This window comes from Mesorhizobium sp. P2_C5_2 (assembly GCF_056404535.1).
Map to the genome: position 1 here is coordinate 319,287 of NZ_JBFUDV010000003.1, position 20,850 is coordinate 340,136.

Here is a 20,850-nt window from a genome sequence, read left to right on the forward strand (position 1 = left end):
AAGAATTTTCGCTGGGAGAGACCGAGCCATGGCCGCCGACAAGAACGCGTTCGTCTGGGAAGACCCTTTCCTGATCGAGAACCAGCTTTCCGAGGATGAGCGCATGGTGCGCGACGGCGCGGCCGCTTTCGCCGCCGACAAACTCGCGCCGCGCATCGAAGAAGCCTATCTCGAGGAAAAGACCGATGCCGGCATCTTTCGCCAGATGGGCGAGGCCGGCCTGCTCGGCATCACCATCCCCGAGGAATATGGCGGCCTTGGCGCCAATTACGTGACCTACGGGCTGGTCGCGCGGGAAGTCGAGCGCGTCGACTCAGGCTATCGCTCGATGATGTCGGTCCAGTCGTCGCTAGTGATGTATCCGATCCATGCCTATGGCTCGGAAGCGCAGCGCAAGAAGTATCTGCCGAAGCTCGCGTCGGGCGAATGGATCGGCTGCTTCGGCCTGACCGAACCGGATGCCGGCTCCGATCCCGGCGGCATGAAGACGCGGGCCGAGAAGACGGCGAACGGCTACAAGATTTCCGGCTCGAAAATGTGGATATCCAACGCGCCGATCGCCGATGTGTTCGTCGTCTGGGCGAAGTTGAAAGGCGAGAACGGCAAGGACGAAATCCGCGGTTTCGTGCTGGAAAAGGGCATGAAGGGGCTGTCGGCGCCGAAGATCGGCGGCAAGCTGTCGCTGCGCGCGTCGATCACCGGCGAAGTGGTGATGGAAGGCGTCGAGGTCGGCGAAGACGCGCTGCTGCCCAACGCCAGGGGCCTCGGCGGCCCGTTCGGCTGTCTCAACCGCGCCCGCTATGGCATTTCCTGGGGCGCGATGGGCGCCGCCGAGGATTGCTGGCACCGGGCCCGGCAGTACGGCCTCGACCGCAAGCAGTTCGGCAAGCCGCTCGCCGGCACGCAGCTGTTCCAGAAGAAGCTCGCCGATATGCAGACCGAGATCGCCTTGGGCTTGCAGGGATCGCTGCGCGTCGGCCGGCTGATGGACGAAGGCAAGATGGCGCCGGAGATGATCTCGATCGTCAAGCGCAACAATTGCGGCAAGGCGCTCGACATCGCCCGCCAGGCCCGCGACATGCATGGCGGCAACGGCATCCAGATCGGCTATCACGTCATGCGCCACGCGCAGAATCTGGAGACGGTCAACACCTATGAAGGCACGCACGACGTGCACGCGCTGATCCTCGGCAGGGCCCTGACGGGCATCCAGGCATTCTTCTAAGCTGTGCCGATATTCAGGTGAGGCCGGCCTGCAAACGGCTGATACCTGCGCTTCCGGTGCTCACGTACCTAAAAGTACGCTCCGCTCCGGTTCTCGGTATCAGCCATTTTCGACTCGGCCTGACCTGAATCTCGACACAGCTTAGCCGGCAACGCTGCTTAAATTAGGTGCACCGCAACATCTGTGCTTGGAGAATACCCAGCAGATGTGTCAGGGTTCGGCGAGTTAAACGCCGATCTCCGGGGCCCCATGGCAATTCTGGCAGCCGTCTACCACCTGACCCATTACAAATATGACCGGCCCGTGGTTCTCGGGCCCCAGGTCATCAGGCTGCAGCCGGCGCCGCATTCCCGCACCAAGGTGCTCAGCCATTCGCTCAAGATCGGGCCGGCAAACCATTTCGTTAATCTGCAGCAGGACCCCTACGGCAATTTCCTCGCCCGCTTCGTCTTCCCGGAGCCGGTGACGGAGCTGAAGATCGAGGTCGACCTTGTCGCCGACATGACGGTCTATAATCCTTTCGATTTCTTCGTCGAACCGTCGGCCGAGACCTTCCCGTTCGAGTACCCGGAAGAGATCAGGGACGATCTCACCATCTACCGCACGCCGGAGCCGGCGGGGCCGCTGCTGTCGGCTTTCCTCGCAACGATCGACCGTAGCGCCACCAACACCGTCAATTTCGTCGTCGACCTGAATGCGCGGCTGCAGCGCGAGATCGCCTATATCGTGCGCATGGAGACCGGCGTGTTTTCGCCGGAGGAGACGCTGGCCGCAAAAAAAGGCTCATGCCGGGATTCGAGCTGGCTGCTGGTGCAGATCCTGAGGAACCTCGGCATCGCCGCGCGCTTCGTCTCCGGCTATTTGATCCAGTTGAAGCCCGATCTGGTGGCGCTCGACGGCCCGGCCGGAACCGCCGTCGACTTCACCGACCTGCATGCCTGGTGCGAGGTCTATCTTCCGGGCGCCGGCTGGATCGGCTTCGACCCGACCTCGGGCCTGTTGACCGGTGAAAGCCATGTGCCGCTGGCGGCAACGCCGCATTTCCGCAACGCCGCGCCGATTTCCGGCATGGCGAGCTTCGCCAATGTCGAGTTCGGCTTCGACATGCGGGTCGACCGCATCGCCGAGCATCCACGCATCACCAAGCCGTTCTCCGATGAAAGCTGGCAGGCGCTGGATGCGTTGGGCAACAAGGTCGATGCCGCACTTCAGGCGGGTGATGTCAGGCTGACCATGGGCGGTGAGCCGACCTTTGTCTCCATCGACGATTTCGAGTCGGCGGAGTGGAACACCGCCGCCGTCGGCCCGACCAAGCGGGAAAAGGCCGATGCGCTGATCCGCAAATTGCGCGAGCGCTTCGCGCCGGGCGGCTTCCTCCACTATGGCCAGGGCAAATGGTACCCCGGCGAAAGCCTGCCGCGCTGGACCTTCTCGCTGTACTGGCGCACCGATGGCCAGCCGGTGTGGAGCGACCCGTCGCTGATCGCACGCGAAAAGAGCGATGCGAAGGTCGGACCGCAGCAGGCCGAGAGCCTGCTGACGGCGATTGCCGGCGAACTCGGTATCGACAAGGCGATGGTCAGCGAAGCCTATGAAGACCCGGCCGAATGGCTGCTCAAGGAAGGCAAGCTGCCGGATAATGTCGACCCGTCCAACTCCAAGCTGGAGGACCCGGAAGAGCGCAGCCGCATGACGAAAGTTTTCGAGCGCGGGCTGACCAAGCCGTCGGGCTACGTGCTGCCGGTGCAGCGCTGGAACAGCCAGGCTTCGGATCCGCGCTGGCGTTCGGAGAAGTGGAAGACGCGGCGCGGCCGGCTGTTCCTGGTGCCGGGCGATTCACCGGTCGGCTACCGCCTGCCGCTGGGCACGCTGCCTTACGTGCCGCCGGCGCAGTTCCCCTACATCGTGCCGGTCGATCCGTCGCTGCCGCGCGGTGCGCTGCCGGCGCGTGAAGCCATACTGCCAGAACCGGCTCCAGCTGAACTGGAAGGCGCCGACGAAATGGCGCGGCGCCAGCAGGCGATTTCTTTCACCGCGACGACCGGTCAGCAGGACCGGGTCGAGCAGGAGATCACCGAGATCGGCGGCGCGGTGCGCACAGCACTTTCGGTCGAGCCGCGCGACGGGCGGCTCTGCGTATTCATGCCGCCGGTCGAGGCGCTGGAAGATTACCTGGAACTGGTCGCAGCCGCCGAAAACGCGGCCAAGGCGATCGGCCTTCCCGTGCATATCGAAGGCTATGGCCCGCCGCACGATCCGCGTCTCAACGTCATCCGCGTGGCGCCCGATCCCGGTGTCATCGAGGTCAACATCCACCCGGCCGCCAACTGGCAGGATTGCGTGGCGACGACGACGGCGATCTATGAGGAGGCGCGGCAGACACGGCTTGGCGCCGACAAGTTCATGATCGATGGCCGCCACACCGGTACTGGCGGCGGCAACCATGTCGTCGTCGGCGGCGCCACGCCCAATGACAGTCCGTTCCTGCGCCGGCCCGATCTGCTGAAGAGCCTGGTGCTGCAATGGCAGCGACGTCCCTCCCTGTCCTATCTGTTCTCCGGCCTGTTCATCGGCCCGACCAGCCAGGCGCCGCGCTTCGACGAGGCGCGGCATGACTCGCTCTACGAACTCGAAATCGCCATGGCGCAGGTGCCACACCCCGATCATGGCAATGCACCCTTGCCGTGGCTGGTCGACCGGCTGTTTCGAAATCTGTTGACCGACGTCACCGGCAATACGCATCGCTCCGAAATCTGCATCGACAAATTGTTTTCGCCGGATGGGCCGACCGGGCGGCTTGGCCTGGTCGAATTCCGCGGCTTCGAGATGCCGCCCAATGCGCGCATGTCGCTGGCGCAGCAGCTTCTGGTCCGCGCCATCATCGCCCGCGCGTGGAAGAACCCGCTCGACGGCCGCTTCGTGCGCTGGGGCACCTCGCTGCATGACCGTTTCATGCTGCCGCATTATGTCTGGGCGGATTTCCTCGACGTGCTCGACGACCTCAAGCTCAATGGCTTCGAGTTCCGCCCCGAATGGTTCGACGCGCAGCTTGAATTCCGCTTTCCCTTCTGCGGCGAGGTCCAGCATGCCGGCATCAAGCTGGAACTGCGACAGGCGCTTGAGCCGTGGCACGTCATGGGCGAGCAGGGCGCTATCGGCGGCACGGTGCGCTTCGTCGATTCCTCGGTCGAACGGCTGCAGGTCAGGACCGAAGGCCTCAATCCGGAACGCCATGCCATTGTCTGCAACGGCCGCGTCGTGCCGATGAAGGTGACCGACAACCGCGAGATCGCGGTGGCGGGCGTGCGCTTCAAGGCCTGGCAGCCGGCGTCGGGCCTGCATCCGGCGCTGCCGGTCAACACGCCGCTTGTCTTCGACATCTACGATCGCTGGTCGGGCCGGGCGGTGGGCGGCTGCGTCTACCATGTCGCGCATCCCGGCGGGCGCAGCTACGACACCTTCCCGGTCAACGGCAATGAAGCCGAGGCGCGGCGACTTGCCCGCTTCGAGCCGCGCGGCCACACGCCGTCGGCCTATGTGCTGCGCAACGAAGAAGCCTCTGAAGACTTCCCGATGACCCTTGACCTCAGGCGGCCACCAAGACTCTGATCAGCGATGGCAAAGGGGAATCAGAAAAAGATACGCGGCAAGCCGCTGAGGCACAGTCTGCTGGAGCACTACCAGCCGATTGACGGCGTCGTCGACGAGATGGTCGATGCTTCGGGCCATCCGCGTCCGGCCTGGGCGCCCTTCATCGAAGCGCTGGAAGAGCTCGGCCCGGAAAAGCTCGGCCAGCGCTTTGCCCGTGCCGACCAGTATCTGCGCGATGCCGGCGTCTACTACCGCGTCTACGACAAGGCCGGCGCCAATGAGCGCGAATGGCCGCTGGCACATATCCCGTTGCTGATCGAGGACAAGGAATGGGCCGAGATCAGCGCCGGCCTCGTGCAACGCGCCGATCTGTTCGAGGAGATAGTCGCCGACATTTACGGGCCGAACCGGCTGATCGAGAAGGGCATCCTGCCGGCGGGACTGATTGCAGCGAGCACTGAATATCTGCGGCCCGTCGCCGGCACCGTGCCGGCCAGCGGTCATTTCCTGCATTTCTGCGCCTTCGAGCTCGGCCGTGGACCGGATGGAAGCTGGTGGGTGCTGGGCGACCGCACGCAGGCACCGTCGGGCGCCGGCTTTGCGCTGGAAAACCGCGTCGCCACCACGCGCGCGCTGTCCGACATCTATGGCGAAATGCATGTGCATCGTCTCGCCGGTTTCTTCCGCCGCTTCCGCGACGCGCTGATCGGCATGGCCAAGGAGAATGACGGCCGCGTCGCCATCCTAACGCCGGGGCCGCTCAACGAGACCTATTACGAGCATGCCTATATCGCCCGCTATCTCGGCATCATGCTTCTCGAAGGCGAGGACCTGACCGTCTCCGGCGGCAAGCTGATGGTGCGCACCGTTTCCGGGCTGATGCCGATCAGCGTGCTGTGGCGGCGGCTCGACGCCGCTTTCGCCGATCCGCTGGAACTCAGACCAGACTCGCAGATCGGCACGCCGGGATTGGTCGAGGCTATCCGCCGCGGTGCCGTTTCATCGGTCAATGCGCTGGGTTCGGGCCTGATGGAAACGCGGGCGCTGCTCGCCTTCCTGCCGAAGATCTCGCGCGAATTGCGCGGCGAGGAGCTTCTGTTGCCAAGTGTCGCCACCTGGTGGTGCGGGCAGGACAGCGAACGCCGGCATGTGCTTGCCAATCTCGACCGCATGGTGGTTGGCCCGGCGCTATCGACGCGACTTGCCTTCGAAGACGACGACCAGACCAGGCTCGGTTCGGCACTGACGCCGGAAGAACGTGCTGCTCTGATTGCGCGCATCGAGAGCGACGGCGGCGGTTTCGTTGGCCAGGAAGCGGTGACGCTGTCGACGACGCCGGTCTATGTCGGCGGCTGGCTGGAGCCACGGCCGGCGAGCCTGCGCGTCTATCTGGCGCGCACGCCGGAGGGCTGGACGGTGATGCCGGGTGGTTTCGCCCGCGTCGGCCTGTCGCTCGACCCGACGGCGATCGCCATGCAGCGCGGCGGCCAGGCCGCGGACGTCTGGGTGGTCAGCGACAAGCCGGTGGAGCGCGAGACGCTGCTGCCGCAGGAGCATGACAGCTTTGCCCGCACCATGCCGGGGAGCCTGCCCAGCCGCGCGGCGGAAAACCTGACCTGGCTCGGCCGTTATATCGAGCGCTCGGAAGACACGGTGCGCATCTTGCGCGCCTATCATGTGCGGCTGGCCGAAACGTCCGATCCGGATATGCCGCTGCTCGCCGATGTTAGGGACTATCTCGAACCATTCGGCATCGACCTCGAATCGGCCATTCCGCCCGCATTGATCGGTACGCTGGACAGCGCCGTCTATAGCGCCGGGCAGATCAGAGACCGGTTTTCGCCCGACGGCTGGCTGGCGCTGAAGGACCTGTCGAAGACAATCCACCAATTCGCCACGACGGTGGCGCCGGGCGACGATGCGACGCGGGCGATGACGGTCATGCTGCGCAAACTCGCCGGCTTTTCCGGTCTGCTGCATGAGAACATGTACCGCTTCACCGGCTGGCGTTTCCTCGAAATCGGCCGGCGCATCGAGCGCGGCATCCAGATTGCCCGCACGCTTGCCTGCCTCACCCGGTCCGGCGCGCCGGACGGCTCGCTCGACATGATGCTGGAGATCGGCGACAGCGTCATGACCCACCGCCGGCAGTATCCAGTGCGGGCCGGGCGCCGAACGGTGATCGACCTCCTGGCGCTCGACCCGCTCAACCCGCGCTCGATCCTGTTTCAGCTTGAGCGGCTGAAGGCGGAGATCGGCTTGTTGCCGTCGGTTGGTCCGGAGGGGCATATGTCGGTGGCGGCCAAGGAAATCCTGCAGCTCAACACGGCTATTGCCGTCATGGAGCCATCGGAGATGTCGGCGGAGGTGCTGGACGATCTCGCCACGGAGATCGGCAACCTCTACAACAGCCTCGCCAAAGCCTATTTCGGCTAAGCAGGCTCCGCAAAAGTGTCGCGCGGTTTTGCGAAAAGAGCCTGCGCCAAACAAGAAAAGTAGGCATGCTGTACGACATCAGGCTTCATCTCAGCTACGACTATGACGCCGCGGCCGGTGGCAGCCGACATCAGGTGCGTGTGTTGCCGCCGACCATTGCGGGCGTGCAGCGCGTGGTCGCCGCCTCGCTTTCGTTTGTGCCGACCCCGTCGGAGCGCACTGATTTTTCCGATTTCTTCGGCAACAATGTCACCGCGATCGCCTTTCGCGATGTCCATGACGGGCTCGACATCAGGATGAGTGCGCGCGTATCGGTGTCGCGTCCGGAGCCTGGGCTCGACGTGTCGCCCGACTTGCAGCAACTGAGGGAAGAACTCGGCGCGGTGCGATCGCTGGCGCCCGACGCACCGCATCACTTTCTCGCTGCCAGCGATCATGTCGGCATCGATGCCGCGATCACCGCCTATGCGCGGCAGAGTCTTGCCGGTTCGACCACCGGCACGGTGATGGATTTTTGCAACCGCATCCATCGCGATTTCACCTATGACGGCAAGGCGACCACCGTGCATACCAGGGCAAGCGACGCCTTCCGCCTGAAGCGCGGTGTCTGCCAGGATTTCTCGCACATCATGATCGCCGGCTTGCGCGGGTTGGGCATTCCCGCCGGCTATGTCAGCGGCTTCCTGCGCACCATTCCGCCGAAGGGCAAGCCGCGGCTCGAAGGGGCCGACGCCATGCATGCCTGGGTCAAGGTTTGGTGCGGGCGCGATGCCGGCTGGCAGGAATTCGACCCGACCAACGGCATGCGGGCCAGCAACGACCATATCACCGTCGGCTACGGCCGCGACTATTCCGACGTGGCGCCGATCGTCGGCGTGCTGAAAACCACTGGCGGACAGGTCGGCGACCAGGCGGTCGATGTCATTCCGGTCGCGCTCGAGAAGGCGTGACGGCCTCGAAGCCTGTGGGCCTGACGCGATTCTGATGGCGTGACGGAACCAGCGGCCATTCCGGTGCTTATCTCTGAGCAAAATCTCGTGGAGGGGGCATGCTGGACAGATCCGGGGCGCCATCCGGCCGATCGGCTGCCGGGCAGGGAGGCAATGGTTCGCCGAAGAACGGCGCGCAGGCCTCTGCCGATCAGGCTTCACTCACCTATGTCAGCGATAGCGAGCCGGGTATCCGCCGCGTGAAGGCGGGCGAGGGATTTTCGTACAAGAGTTCGAAGGGGCAGGCCGTCAGCGCTTCGGCCATCGCTCGCATCAAGGCGCTGGCCATTCCGCCAGCCTGGACGGATGTGTGGATCTCACCCGATCCCTCCGGCCATATCCAGGCGACCGGCCGCGACCAGCGCGGGCGCAAGCAGTACCGCTACCATCCGCTGTGGGCCGCCGAGCGCGACGGCGCCAAATATTCGAGCCTTGTCGCTTTTGCCGAAAGCCTGCCGGAATTGCGCCGCCGCATCGATGCCGATTTGCGCCGCCACGGCCTGCCGGCGGAGCGCGTCGTGGCGGCAATCGTCTGGCTGCTCGACAACACGATGATCCGTGTCGGCAACGCTGCCTATGCCCGCGACAACAAGAGTTTCGGGCTGACGACGCTGCGCGACCGCCACGTCGACATCAAGGGATCGAGCCTGCGCTTTGCCTTCAAGGGCAAATCCGGCAAGGAATGGAAGTTGAAGCTGGTCGACCGCCGCATCGCCCGGATCGTGCGCGGCGCGCAGGATATACCGGGGCAAAAGCTGTTCCAATACCTGGACGAGGACGGGGCGAGGCATCCGGTGCGTTCCGACGACGTCAATCGCTATATACGCGACGCTGTCGGAGAAGACTTCAGCTCCAAGCATTTCCGCACCTGGGGCGGCACCATCCACGCTGCGTCGCTGTTTGCGCAGACGGAGCTTCCCGACAGCAAGGCCGAGGTGAAGCGGGTGATGAACACCGTCATCGACAAGGTGGCCGAGCGGTTGGGCAATACGCGCGCCGTCTGCCGCAAATGCTATATCCATCCGCAGATGTTCGAAGCCTGGTCGCAAGGACGGCTTCTCAGCGAAATGACCGAGGCCAACAAGCGCAAGCGATCGACAGACGGTCTCGACGACGAAGAGGCGCTGGTGCTGCGGTGGCTGAAGGCCAGCGAAGCTTGAAAAATTGCCCTAACTTTTTTGTCGACGCCATGTCGGCATAGGCCCTACTGTTTCGTCCTTTGATACAGAAAAGGACGTCTCATGCTCTACGCTATCCTCTGCTATGCCTCCGAAGATGTCGTCTCCTCCTGGAGCAAGGCACAGGATGACGAGGTGATGGCGAAACTCCTGAACGTGCAGGAAAAATACGCCAAGGCCGGCCGGCTTGGCCCGGTGGCGCGGCTTTTGCCGACCACCGCCGCGACGACGCTGCGCAGGGTCAAGGGCGAATCGGTGGTCATCGACGGGCCGTTTGCCGAGACCAAGGAACAGTTTCTTGGCTTCTACACGCTTGAATGCGCCGATCTCGACGAGGCCGTCGACTTCGCGCGCGAGCTTTCCGAGGTCAATCCGAGCGGCGGATCCTACGAAATCCGACCGGTTTCCGTCTTCGACCCAACCCGAGTTTTGAAATGACCGATCTTTCCTGGATCAGCTCAGCCATCAGCGCCGCCCGCCCGCAGGCGATGGGTGCGTTGCTGCGCTATTTCCGCGATCTCGATACAGCGGAAGAGGCTTTCCAGGATGCGTGCCTGAGGGCGCTCAAGAACTGGCCGCAGAACGGGCCGCCGCGCGATCCGGCTGCATGGCTGATCTTTGTCGGCCGCAACAGCGGCATCGACGCGGTGCGCAAACGCGCCAAGCAGGCGCCGATGCCGGAAGAGGACCAGATATCGGACCTCGAAGATGCCGAGAGCGATATTGCCGAACGGCTGGACGGCGCGCATTACCGCGACGATATTCTGCGGCTGCTGTTCATCTGCTGCCATCCCGATCTTCCGCCGACACAACAGATCGCGGTGGCGCTGCGCATTGTTTCCGGTATCACCGTCAAGCAGATCGCGCGCGCCTTCCTGGTCGGAGAAAGCGCCATGGAGCAGCGCATCACCCGTGCCAAGGCGCGCATTGCCGATGCCGGCGTGCCGTTCGAGACGCCGGGCGCGGTCGAGCGGTCGGAGCGGCTCGCCGCGGTCGCGGCCATGGTCTATCTGATCTTCAACGAGGGCTATTCGACCAATAGCGGCGAGGCGCCGGCGCGCGCGCCGCTCTGCGAGGAAGCGATCCGGCTGGCGCGCCTGCTGCTCAGACTATTCCAGACCGAGCCCGAAATCATGGGTCTGACGGCACTGCTTCTGCTGCAGCATGCCCGTGCTCCGGCCCGTTTCGACGAGAACGGCGAGATCGTGCTGCTCGACGACCAGGACCGCTCGCTGTGGAGCCGCAAGATGATCGACGAGGGCCTGGCGCTGGTCGACAAGGCGCTGCGCCATCAGAAGCCCGGGCCCTATCAGGTGCAGGCGGCGATCGCCGCGCTGCATGCGCGCGCGGCAACGCCCGAGGAAACCGACTGGACCGAGATCGATCTGCTCTACAGTCTGCTGGAAAGGATGCAGCCATCGCCGGTGGTGACGCTGAACCGCGCGGTCGCGGTCGCCAAGGTGCGCGGCCCCGAAGCTGCCCTCGCCATGATCGAACCGCTCGGCGAAAGGCTCTCCGGCTATTTCCACTTCTTCGGCCTCAAGGGCGGGTTGCTGATGCAGCTCGACCGCGGCGAGGAGGCGCGTGTTGCCTTCGACCGTGCGATTGCGCTGGCCAACACGGCGGCGGAAGCCGCCCATATCCGCATGCATATCGACCGGTTGATGAGAGACGGCGCCGTGAGGGCTCCCGCGAAGACAACGCACTGAACCCCGTTCCCCCTCTGGCTCAATTGTGCAATCCCGGCTTGGACCATGCCGGGGTGGCGATTTTCCCCTGAAACGAGTAATGCCACGCCATGACAGCGCCCGATGTGCCTGCGGCACGCGGGCGACGTGGCGCGAAGGCTCGACCGCCGCCACATGATGGCGAGCGGATCTGAAAGGGATAAAAATGACCATAGCGAAGGAAACGGCCGAACTTCTGGCGAAACTGGGCGTGGCCAAGGACGCGCTGACCGGCGGCGATCTCATCGTGCGCAGCCCGGTGACGGGTGAGCAGATCGCGGCGCTGAAGACGATTTCACCAGCCGAGGCTGCCAAGGCGATCGATGCCGCGCACACGGCGTTCCAGTCCTGGCGGATGGTGCCGGGTCCCCGGCGCGGCGAACTGGTGCGGCTGCTCGGCGAGGAGCTGCGCGCCCACAAGGCCGAGCTTGGGCGGCTGGTGTCGATCGAGGTCGGCAAGATCCCGTCCGAAGGCCTCGGCGAAGTCCAGGAAATGATCGACATCTGCGATTTCGCCGTCGGCCTTTCCCGCCAGCTCTACGGCCTGACCATCGCCACCGAACGTCCCGGCCACCGTATGATGGAGACCTGGCATCCGCTCGGCGTCGTCGGGGTCATCTCGGCCTTCAATTTCCCGGTCGCGGTGTGGTCGTGGAATGCAGCGCTGGCGCTGGTTTGCGGCGACGCCGTGGTGTGGAAGCCTTCGGAAAAGACGCCGCTGACGGCGCTCGCCTGCGAAGCGATCTTTGCGCGTGCGGTCAAGCGCTTCGGCGCGGATGCGCCGCAGGGGCTGGCGCCGGTGCTGATCGGCGACCGCGCCGTCGGCGAGATCCTGGTCGACCATCCCAAGGTTCCTCTGGTGTCGGCCACCGGTTCGACCCGCATGGGCCGGGATGTCGGCCCGCGCCTGGCCAAGCGCTTTGCTCGCGCCGTGCTGGAACTCGGCGGCAACAATGCCGGCATAGTCTGCCCGACCGCCGATCTCGACATGGCGCTGCGCGCCATCGCCTTCGGCGCCATGGGCACCGCCGGCCAGCGCTGCACGACGCTACGGCGCCTGTTCGTGCATGACAGCGTCTATGACGCCCTGGTTCCACGTCTCAAGAAGGCTTACGAAAGCGTCTCGGTCGGCAACCCGCTGGAGACATCCTCGCTGGTCGGACCGCTGATCGACAAGGCGGCGTTCGACGGCATGCAGAAGGCGCTGAAGGAAGCTACCGCGCACGGCGGCAAGGTGACCGGCGGCACCCGGGTCGAGAGCGGCCACCCGGATGCCTATTACGTGCATCCGGCACTGGTCGAAATGCCCAAGCAGGTTGCGCCGGTGACAGAGGAGACCTTCGCGCCGATCCTCTATGTGATGAAATATTCCGACTTCGACGCCGTGCTCGACGAGCACAATGCAGTCGGCGCCGGACTGTCATCGTCGATCTTCACCCGCGACCTGCAGGAATCCGAGCGTTTCCTCGGCGTCGATGGTTCGGACTGCGGCATCGCCAACGTCAACATCGGCACATCGGGCGCCGAGATCGGTGGCGCCTTCGGCGGTGAGAAGGAGACCGGCGGCGGCCGCGAAAGCGGCTCGGATGCCTGGAAGGCCTATATGCGCCGCGCCACCAACACGGTGAACTATTCCAAGGCGCTGCCGCTGGCACAGGGCGTGTCCTTCGACATCGATTGAGAAAGACCGCTTCCGACAACGCCGCAAGGCGTTGTCGGGCCCTCAGCTTCGAAAGCCTTGCCGGCGTCGCTGTCGCAGGCCTTCAATCCGCCGCGCGTTCTATATCGCGGCGCAGCACGATCGCGGTCGTCAGATCCTCGACGCCGGCATGGCTGGCAATGAGATCGCGCAGCGTGTTCAGCCTGTCGATGGATGGCACCTCGACCTCGACGATAAGATCGAGCTGGCCGCTCAATGACGACACCCGCCGCACCTCCGGATAACGCGCCAACTGGTCGAGAATACCCATCGACGGCGTGCGGATCAGCGTGACCAACAGGAAAGCGCAGACCAGTCCGGCGTCCATCTGACCGATATCGGCGCGGTAGCCCCGGATCACGCCGCTCTTCTCCAGCGACGCGACCCGCTCGCTCGTGGCGCTGCGCGACAGGCCGATGCGCCCGGCAAGCGTCTTCAGCGGGATGCGGGCTTCCTTCGACAAGATGGAGAGAATGTCCCGGTCCTTGGCGTCCAATTCCCTCATCGCATCACGCTCCAGGCGGTTCCGTTAAAGTGCCGGTCAAAGCAGGCATTGTGCCGGCACAACCGACGCTTTGTCGGATGCCCGATTTTTTGGCCCATGCCAAGCTTCAACAAAGCAGATGCGGATTTCAGATGACCGACGTTTCCCACCCAGCACCTCAATTTTCGCAAGGCGAGGCCATCGACCTTGCCGCCCGGCATTTCGGCATTACAGGAACAGTCGCGCCGCTCGACAGCGAGCGCGACCAGAATTTCAAGATTACGGCACCTGACCGTTCGCTGTGGATTCTCAAGATCGTCAATGCCAGCGAGCCGATCGTCGAGAGCGAATTCCAGACCGCGCTGTTCGGTCATCTCGAGCGCAACGCTCCAGACCTCACTGTCCCGCGTCTCAGGAAGACGGTGGCTGGCACATCGCTTGCCCATGTCGCCGGCACTGGTGGCGAAGGCCACGCCCTGCGTCTGGTGTCCTGGCTTGCCGGCCGACCGCTGGCGGAGAGCCGGTCGACGCCGGCGCTGCTGGATAGCCTCGGCGGTGCGCTCGGGCGGCTGGACCGTGCCTTGCAAGGTTTCATTCATCCCGGCGCGCTGCGCTCGTTCGATTGGGATATCCGCCGCGCCGGCGATGCACGGCAGCGCCTGCACTTCATCGACGACGATCAGGATCGCGCCTTGCTGGAACGCTTCCTCGATCATTTCGATGCCGTGGTGGCGCCCCTTTTGCCGAAGCTCCGGGCCCAAGTCATCCACAATGACGCCAATGACTGGAACGTGCTCGTCGACCCTGAACGGCCCGAGCATGTCGTTGGCCTGATCGATTTCGGTGACGCCTTGCACAGCGTGCTGATCGGCGAGGTGGCGGTCGCCTGCGCCTACGCCATTCTCGATGCCGAAGATCCGATCGGGGCGGCGGCCCGTCTTGCCGCCGGTTTTCATGCACAGTATCCGCTGCGCGAAGAAGAACTCGACCTGCTCTTCGATCTCATCGCGATGCGCCTCGTCACGTCGGTGACGATTTCGGCGGCTCGAAAGGACCGCACCGCCGACAATCCCTATCTGTCGATTTCGGAAGCGCCGGCCTGGCGACTGTTGCATCGCCTGGGCAGGATGAACCGGCGCTTCGCCACGGCGATTCTACGCCATGCCTGCGGCTTCGAAGCCGTTCACGGCGCCCGTGCAGTGACGGACTGGATCGCAGCAAACCGCGGGCAGCTTGCGCCGGTGCTCGATCGCCATCCGGCGACGCTTGCCAAGGCGCTCGTGCCTTACGGCGATCCGCAAAACCCGATGACGGTGACATCGGCCGCGCAGCAGCCCGACAAGGCGACCGCATGGTGGGATGCTTACTGCGCAGAACATGGCGTCGCGCTCGGCATCGGCCCATGGGGCGAGGCGCGCACGGTCTATACCGGCGAGATGTTCGAGTCGCGTTTTGTCGAAGGAACGCGGCGCGCCAATCATCTTGGCCTCGACCTTTTCATGCCGGCCGGCACGCGGCTCTACACGCCGCTCGCCGCCACGGTCAGAAGCGTCGAGATCGAGGAGGATCCGCTGGGCTATGGCTGCCTGGTGGCACTGGAGCATGCGCCGCCGGGCTGTCCGCCTTTCATCACCCTGTGGGGTCACATGGCGCATGAGGCCGGGCGCCGTCTCAGGGAAGGCGACCACCTTGAAGCAGGCGCGCTTGTCGGCGAGATGGGTGCGCCAACGGAGAATGGCGGCTGGGCGCCGCATCTGCATTTCCAGATATCGACGGACACCAGCCTCGCCGCGCGTGACATTCTGGGTGTCGGCGAGGAGCGCTATCTCACCGTCTGGAAAGAGCTGTTTCCCGATGCCGCCGACCTAGCCGGCATTCCGCCCGAGACCTTTCATCAGACCGGCCGCTCCCGTCCTGAAATCGTTGCCGCACGCAAGGCATCACTGCTGCCCAATCTTTCCATTTCCTATTCCGAGCCGATCAAGTTCGTGCGCGGCGACGGCGTTTGGCTGATCGACGATCGCGGCCGCGCCTATCTCGATTGTTTCAACAATGTCTGCCATCTCGGCCATGCCCATCCCGATGTGGTCGAGGCGATCGCTAGGCAGGCCGCCAAGCTCAACACCAACACGCGCTATCTGCACGATGCCATCGTCACCTATGCCGAGCGGCTGACGGCGACGCTGCCCGCAGGCTTGTCGGTGGCGTCCTTCGCCTGCTCGGGCAGCGAGGCCAACAGCCTGATGCTGCGCATGGCGCGAACCCATACCCGCCGCAGCGAAGCGATCGTGCTCGACTGGGGCTATCACGGTACCACGCAGGAACTGATCGACCTCAGCCCCTATAAATACAAGCGCAAGGGCGGCAAGGGCCGACCGGCGCATGTGTTCGAGGCAACCATTCCCGACAGCTACCATGCCCCGGCCGAATGGCCTGTCGAGGACCACGCAAAGCACTTCGCCGAGAGCGTCGCCGAGCAGATCGCCGCCATGGCGAAAGAGGGTCGGGCGCCCGGCCTGTTCCTGGCGGAATCGATCCCGAGCGTCGCCGGCCAGGTGTTCCTGCCGGATGGCTATCTCAAAGAAGTCTACGCAATGGTGCGTGCCGCCGGCGGTATCTGCGCGGCCGACGAGGTACAGGTCGGCTTCGGCCGGGTCGGCAGCCATTGGTGGGCCTTCGAGACGCAAGGGGTAACGCCCGACATCGTCACCATGGGCAAGCCGATCGGCAATGGTCATCCGATGTCGGCGGTGGTGACGACGTCCGAGATCGCGGCTTCGTTCAACAACGGTATGGAATACTTCAACACCTTTGGCGGCAATCCAGTGTCCTGCGCCGCGGGGTTGGCCGTGCTCGACGTCATCGAGCGCGACGATCTCAAGCGCAATGCACTGGAGATCGGCAACTATCTCATGGCGCGGTTCAAGGCCTTGCAAGCCCGCTACGACGTCATCGGCGACGTGCGCGGCCAGGGTCTCTTCCTCGGCATCGAACTGGTCGCGGACCGCAAGAGCAAGGCACCGGCAACAGCGCTCGCCCGCCGCGTCAATGACGGGGTTCGGGCACGCGGTGTGCTGATCGGCACCGAGGGGCCGCACGACAATGTGCTGAAGATGCGCCCGCCGATGATCTTCAGCCACGCCAATGCCGATCATCTGGTCGGTGTTCTCGACGAGGCGCTGGCGGCGGTTCTGGCGGAAGGGATCTAGGACGAATACCGCGCCGCGAGGCGGCGCGGGCGACATTCAGGAAGAACGATTTTTCAGGAACGTCCGGCGCTCCAGGCGCCGGCGGGAGGAGAGGCTTTGCCTCATCAAGGGAGGAAACCATGAGACATGCAATCACAACCGCCCTCTTGCTCGCATCGGCCACGCTGGCCCTGCCTGCGAAGGCGGACACATTCGACATCGTCAAGCAGAGGGGCACGATCCTGTGCGGCGTCAGTCAGGGCGTAGCAGGCTTCTCCGCGCCTGACGACGAGGGGAAGTGGGGCGGCTTCGACATCGATTTCTGCCGCGCCATTTCTGCGGCCGTCTTCGGCGAGGCCGACAAGGTGAGCTATGTGCCGCTGTCGGCCAAGGAACGCTTCACCGCGCTGCAGGCAGGTACAGTCGATGTCTTGTCGCGGCAGTCCACCTGGTCGCTGGCGCGCGACACCGGCATGGGCATCCACTTCGTCGGCGCTGCCTATTATGACGGCCAAGGCTTCATGGTGCGCAAGAATCTCGGCGTCGACAGCGCGCTGAAGCTCTCGGGCGCCACCATCTGCCTCGAACAGGGCACCACCACCGAGCAGAACGTCGCCGACTATTTTTCCGCCAACAAGATGACATATGAAGGGGTCGTCGTCGATTCCGCCGACAGCATCATCAAGGCGTTCGATAGCGGCCGCTGCGACGTCTACTCCACCGACGCGTCCGCGCTTTATGCACAGCGCCTCAAGCTTACCGATCCCGACGCCTTCGCGGTGTTGCCCGAGATCATCTCGAAGGAGCCGCTGAGCCCGGCCGTCCGCAAGGGCGACGACAAGTGGTTCGACATCGTGCGCTGGACGCTGTTCTCGCTGATCGAGGCGGAAGAAGAGGGCATTACGCAGGCCAATGTGGAGGGCTCGCTGAAGTCGCAGAACCCGACGGTCCGCAGGTTCCTCGGCGTCGAGGGCGATAACGGCCAGCAGCTCGGGCTCGACCCTGCCTTCGCCTACAACATCGTTGCCAAGGTGGGCAATTACGGCGAGATCTTCGAACGCAATCTCGGCCAGTCCAGCCAGTTGAGGATCGCCCGTGGCATCAACGCGTTGTGGAATGCGGGTGGCCTGATGTACGCGCCTCCGGCGCGCTGATTTCTCCAGCGGTCACCGGTTCACAGCAAGGCCAACCCGGCCCATCCCGATGCAATCGGGATGGGCCGTTGTCGTTCAGCCGTTTGCTGCTTGCGGCAAGGATGCCGCGAAGGCGGCGTCGATGATGGCGAGCTTGACGGCCTGGGCGCTCATATATTCCTGGTAGAAGCTGTTCGAGATCCACATTACCGAGTGTCCGCGCTGGCCCATCCAGCCGACGCTGCCGAGATTTTCGGCGTCGCGCATTTTGCGGGCGAGATGGGTGCGCGAGAGCTTCAGCCAGTTGGCGAAGTCGCCGATCGACACCACGCCGGTCGGGATCCGGTCCAGCCCGGCATGGTCGGGGTCGACGCCCGAGATCAGCCAGTCCATGACGACGCCGCCATTGTTGAGCCAGGTGAACAGCGAGAAGGTCTGTTTGGGCTCACGCACCGGACTGGACGACAGCAGGCCGTCGGCCACCAGCGGCTGCACCCTGGCAAGCGCGTCCGGTCGTTGAAGGAAATTCGCCAGCCGGCTGGCGCCGTCCAGATGGTCTAGCGTCTGCAGATGGGCAAGAAGCCAGCCGGTCACCGCGTCCAGCGTGGCTGCGGTGGGCTGAAGCGGGCGGATGCGCTTGTCCTCCCTGTTTTCCAGATACTCGATGAAATTATAGTGCAGCATCTCCCGGATGAAGGCGTCGGCGGTGTTGCGGCTGGCGACGGAATGCTGGCCGATGACGTCGAGAAAGCGCGACGCCGTCAATTGCTTGCGATAGTCGCCGGGATCGCGCCTGAAATGCAGGGCAAGGCCGAGATGCGCCATCAGCCAACGCTGCTGCGTGGCAAACACCGAAGAGCGGCGCGGGTCCGCTCTGAAGGCTTCAAGCAAGGCCAGCGCCTGTGCCCGGACACAGCGATGCAGCGCCGGGTTGCCGGTCATATCTTCCAGATGGAGCATTATTCTCCCGGTGCCTCGATCCCACCAAGCCACGAAGGCACATTTTCAGGCTTGACCGCTCGTGTCCAGACACATGCGGTCCATTCGACAACCGGTCGTGGCCATCGGCACGGTCGACCGCGCGAACAGCGGTCTGCGCGGAGGTTCAGCCAGCCCGTTGGGTCGGACGACACGCCTCGAACGCGGCATCGATGACGGCAAGCTTGGCGGCCTGCACGGTCATGTATTCCTGATAGAAGCTGTTCGAGACCCACATCACCGAGTGTCCGCGCCGGCCCATCCAGCCGACGCTGCCGAGCTTTTCGGCATCGCGCAATTTGCGCGCCAGATGGGTGCGCGAGAGCTTTAACCAACTGGCGAATTCGCCGATCGAAACCACGCTGGTCGGGATACGATCGAGGCCGGCATGGTCGGGGTCGATGCCCGACATCAGCCAATCCATGACGATGCCGCCATTGTTGAGCCAGATGAACAGCGAAAAGGTCTGCTTGGGCTCGCGCACCGAGTTGGAGGAGAGCAGGCCTTCCGCCACCATCGGCTGCAGCCTGGCGATCATGCCGTGCTGCTCCAGAAACACGGTGAGGCGGTTGCCGCCGTCGAGACCGTCGAGCGTGCGCAGATGCGCAACCACCCAGCCATCGAATTCTTTCAGCGTCGCCGCCGTCACCTGAAAGGGGTGGGCGCGTCCGTCGCCGGTATGCGGCAGGTATTCGATGATGTGATAGTGCAGCATCTCCTTGATGAAGGCCTCGGCCGTGTTGCGGCTGGCGACGGAATAGTGAAGCACGGCATCGATGAAGCGGGCCAGTGTCAGTTCCGTGCGGGGATCGCGCGGATCGCGGGCGAAATGCAGGGCAAGGCCGGTGTGGGCCAGCAGCCAGCGCTGTTGCGTGGCGAATACGGCGGCCAGGCGCGGGCTCGTTTCATAGATGTGCAGCAGCGCTTTCGACTGCGCCTGGACATGACGATGCAGCGCCGGATGGCCGGCAATATATTCGAAATTCAGCGCCATCCTCCTCGTCCTCCGGCCAGCCCCCCGGCAGCGAAGACGCAACCACATTTCCAGCCTTAGCCGCCTGTGTCCAGCCATGCCAACCCGGACAAAAGGCCTAGAGCTGTCGATGGTTCCACAGACACGTTGAAATCGCCTCATCTCTTTGATTCTGGAGCGATTGCCAAGGGAAAGCACCACGCTTTTCTCCCGGGAAACCGTCTCACACTTTTCCCGCGATTGCTCTTGTCCGTTCGCGCCCAGTCGATGGCGCAGCCAGCATCGTCGCGCGGAATGCCGATGCCCTTGGTGGCGGAGTGCCGCTGCCGGTCTTGTTCACCGGCCTTACGGTAAACGCACAGACGCCGCTCGAAGACCCGCGCCTAGACGAGGCGGCCCTCTGCCGAAGCATGGCGACGGTTGCCATGGTGTGTGTCGTCGCGTCAGCTCAATAAACGGCACTAGCGCGGCCGCCGTCTATTTCAGGGATTGCGGCTCGTCGGCCTGCCTGTGCGCGAAAATGATGTCCGCAGGCGGTAGCGGTCACCGGCGTAGCGGATGGTCGAGGACAGCAGCGGCCGGCCGACGGTGTCGACGATGAGCTGGCGCATCACCAAAGTGGATTTGCCGACGTCGATGTCGAGGTGCCGCGCCAGAACAGGATCGGCATCATGCGCCTCGATCGTGGTTTCGGCGCGTGCCAGGTCGACACCGGCATCGATCAGCAGGCCGAACAGCGACGCATTGCTGAAGTCGATGCGGCTGAGATCGGGAACGAGGCTTGCTGCAAAGAACGAGGTGTCGACGGCGACCGGGACCTGGTCGAGGCGGCGGATACGCTCGAGGTGAAACAGCGTCGCACCCGGCGCGATCGACAACTCCTCGGCCTCGTCTAGCGAGGCCGGCGCCTGTTCGGCGCGCAACACGTTGGAAGAAGGTGTCAGGCCGAGGCGTTTGGCGGTCTCGCTGAAGGATTCCAGCGTGTTGGGAAACTCCTTCGGCACCTTGGACGAGACATACCAGCCGCGCCCGTGTGATGGCGTCAGCACGCCTTCCTCGACAAGGCTCTGCAGGGCCCGGCGCAAGGTCACCCTCGATATCGACATGCGCGTGAACAGGTCGCGCTCAGCCGGCAGGCGCGCGCCGGAGGCAAGCTTGCCTGACGCGATCTCCTGCAGGATCGCATCGGCGGCCTGCCGCCAGAGTGGTTCGGGTCCGTCCGACTGCAGTGGCGAGCCCTCCATCACGG

General features: G+C 64.3%; 14 protein-coding genes. 10 read left to right on the plus strand and 4 right to left on the minus strand.

The annotated features are described in order from the left end of the window. Window positions 1–28: 28 nt before the first annotated feature. The 8 genes from AC1D1B_RS12880 (at window position 29) to amaB (ending at window position 12,827) form a co-directional block, all read left to right on the plus strand. On the plus strand, window positions 29–1,225 hold the full coding sequence (locus AC1D1B_RS12880) for an acyl-CoA dehydrogenase (RefSeq protein WP_477332652.1): 1,197 nt from the start codon (window positions 29–31) through the stop codon (window positions 1,223–1,225). A 249-nt stretch (window positions 1,226–1,474) separates the two neighbouring features. Next, window positions 1,475–4,834: a transglutaminase family protein gene (locus tag AC1D1B_RS12885; RefSeq protein ID WP_477332654.1), complete on the plus strand. Its 3,360-nt coding sequence runs from the start codon at window positions 1,475–1,477 to the stop codon at window positions 4,832–4,834. 6 nt (window positions 4,835–4,840) lie between these two features. Further along, window positions 4,841–7,252, plus strand: a complete 2,412-nt coding sequence (locus AC1D1B_RS12890; protein ID WP_477332656.1) for a circularly permuted type 2 ATP-grasp protein — start codon at window positions 4,841–4,843, stop codon at window positions 7,250–7,252. A 65-nt stretch (window positions 7,253–7,317) separates the two neighbouring features. Then, a complete protein-coding gene (locus tag AC1D1B_RS12895) occupies window positions 7,318–8,202 on the plus strand; it encodes a transglutaminase family protein (RefSeq protein ID WP_477332658.1) in 885 nt (294 codons plus the stop codon). Between the two features lie 98 nt (window positions 8,203–8,300). Continuing rightward, window positions 8,301–9,401 carry a DNA topoisomerase IB gene (locus AC1D1B_RS12900; protein WP_477332660.1) on the plus strand — a complete coding sequence of 367 codons (1,101 nt, stop codon included), beginning with the start codon at window positions 8,301–8,303 and terminating at the stop codon, window positions 9,399–9,401. Between the two features lie 81 nt (window positions 9,402–9,482). After that, a complete protein-coding gene (locus AC1D1B_RS12905) occupies window positions 9,483–9,857 on the plus strand; it encodes a YciI family protein (RefSeq protein ID WP_477332662.1) in 375 nt (124 codons plus the stop codon). Beyond that, on the plus strand, window positions 9,854–11,128 hold the full coding sequence (locus AC1D1B_RS12910; protein ID WP_477332664.1) for an RNA polymerase sigma factor: 1,275 nt from the start codon (window positions 9,854–9,856) through the stop codon (window positions 11,126–11,128). Before AC1D1B_RS12905 ends, AC1D1B_RS12910 begins: the two co-directional genes overlap by 4 nt. Before the next feature lie 184 nt (window positions 11,129–11,312). Then, the gene (amaB, locus tag AC1D1B_RS12915; RefSeq protein WP_477332666.1) at window positions 11,313–12,827 is read left to right on the plus strand and encodes an L-piperidine-6-carboxylate dehydrogenase; all 1,515 of its coding nucleotides are present in this window, start codon (window positions 11,313–11,315) and stop codon (window positions 12,825–12,827) included. An 82-nt stretch (window positions 12,828–12,909) separates the two neighbouring features. Here amaB and AC1D1B_RS12920 read toward each other — a convergent pair whose 3' ends face one another. Next, the gene (locus AC1D1B_RS12920) at window positions 12,910–13,350 is read right to left on the minus strand and encodes an Lrp/AsnC family transcriptional regulator (protein WP_477332668.1); all 441 of its coding nucleotides are present in this window, start codon (window positions 13,348–13,350) and stop codon (window positions 12,910–12,912) included. 131 nt (window positions 13,351–13,481) lie between these two features. On the opposite strand from AC1D1B_RS12920, the gene AC1D1B_RS12925 reads away from it, so the two are divergent. Both AC1D1B_RS12925 and AC1D1B_RS12930 read left to right on the plus strand, forming a co-directional pair. Next, window positions 13,482–16,538 carry an aminotransferase class III-fold pyridoxal phosphate-dependent enzyme gene (locus AC1D1B_RS12925; RefSeq protein ID WP_477332670.1) on the plus strand — a complete coding sequence of 1,019 codons (3,057 nt, stop codon included), beginning with the start codon at window positions 13,482–13,484 and terminating at the stop codon, window positions 16,536–16,538. A gap of 119 nt (window positions 16,539–16,657) precedes the next feature. Continuing rightward, entirely contained in the window at window positions 16,658–17,671 is a 1,014-nt protein-coding gene (locus AC1D1B_RS12930; protein WP_477332672.1) for an amino acid ABC transporter substrate-binding protein, read from the plus strand. A 75-nt stretch (window positions 17,672–17,746) separates the two neighbouring features. Here the strand turns inward: AC1D1B_RS12930 and AC1D1B_RS12935 are convergent, their stop codons facing one another. The 3 genes from AC1D1B_RS12935 to AC1D1B_RS12945 form a co-directional block, all read right to left on the minus strand. After that, the gene (locus AC1D1B_RS12935) at window positions 17,747–18,610 is read right to left on the minus strand and encodes a hypothetical protein (protein WP_477332674.1); all 864 of its coding nucleotides are present in this window, start codon (window positions 18,608–18,610) and stop codon (window positions 17,747–17,749) included. A 145-nt stretch (window positions 18,611–18,755) separates the two neighbouring features. Next, complete coding sequence (locus AC1D1B_RS12940) at window positions 18,756–19,622, minus strand: hypothetical protein (RefSeq protein WP_477332676.1); 867 nt, start codon at window positions 19,620–19,622, stop codon at window positions 18,756–18,758. 461 nt (window positions 19,623–20,083) lie between these two features. Next, window positions 20,084–20,845 (minus strand): GntR family transcriptional regulator, encoded by a 762-nt coding sequence (locus tag AC1D1B_RS12945; protein WP_477333306.1) that lies wholly within the window; start codon window positions 20,843–20,845, stop codon window positions 20,084–20,086. Window positions 20,846–20,850: the final 5 nt, after the last annotated feature.

Excerpts from the sequence above, each read along its gene's own strand:
- AC1D1B_RS12940 (WP_477332676.1), bottom strand. The coding sequence starts at position 19,622 with ATGGCGCTGAATTTCGAATATATTGCCGGCCATCCGGCGCTGCATCGT.
- AC1D1B_RS12900 (WP_477332660.1), top strand. The coding sequence starts at position 8,301 with ATGCTGGACAGATCCGGGGCGCCATCCGGCCGATCGGCTGCCGGGCAG.
- AC1D1B_RS12880 (WP_477332652.1), top strand. The coding sequence starts at position 29 with ATGGCCGCCGACAAGAACGCGTTCGTCTGGGAAGACCCTTTCCTGATC.
- AC1D1B_RS12925 (WP_477332670.1), top strand. The coding sequence starts at position 13,482 with ATGACCGACGTTTCCCACCCAGCACCTCAATTTTCGCAAGGCGAGGCC.
- AC1D1B_RS12935 (WP_477332674.1), bottom strand. The coding sequence starts at position 18,610 with ATGCTCCATCTGGAAGATATGACCGGCAACCCGGCGCTGCATCGCTGT.
- AC1D1B_RS12930 (WP_477332672.1), top strand. The coding sequence starts at position 16,658 with ATGAGACATGCAATCACAACCGCCCTCTTGCTCGCATCGGCCACGCTG.
- amaB (WP_477332666.1), top strand. The coding sequence starts at position 11,313 with ATGACCATAGCGAAGGAAACGGCCGAACTTCTGGCGAAACTGGGCGTG.
- AC1D1B_RS12920 (WP_477332668.1), bottom strand. The coding sequence starts at position 13,350 with ATGAGGGAATTGGACGCCAAGGACCGGGACATTCTCTCCATCTTGTCG.
- AC1D1B_RS12910 (WP_477332664.1), top strand. The coding sequence starts at position 9,854 with ATGACCGATCTTTCCTGGATCAGCTCAGCCATCAGCGCCGCCCGCCCG.
- AC1D1B_RS12905 (WP_477332662.1), top strand. The coding sequence starts at position 9,483 with ATGCTCTACGCTATCCTCTGCTATGCCTCCGAAGATGTCGTCTCCTCC.
- AC1D1B_RS12885 (WP_477332654.1), top strand. The coding sequence starts at position 1,475 with ATGGCAATTCTGGCAGCCGTCTACCACCTGACCCATTACAAATATGAC.
- AC1D1B_RS12890 (WP_477332656.1), top strand. The coding sequence starts at position 4,841 with ATGGCAAAGGGGAATCAGAAAAAGATACGCGGCAAGCCGCTGAGGCAC.
- AC1D1B_RS12895 (WP_477332658.1), top strand. The coding sequence starts at position 7,318 with ATGCTGTACGACATCAGGCTTCATCTCAGCTACGACTATGACGCCGCG.
- AC1D1B_RS12945 (WP_477333306.1), bottom strand. The coding sequence starts at position 20,845 with ATGGAGGGCTCGCCACTGCAGTCGGACGGACCCGAACCACTCTGGCGG.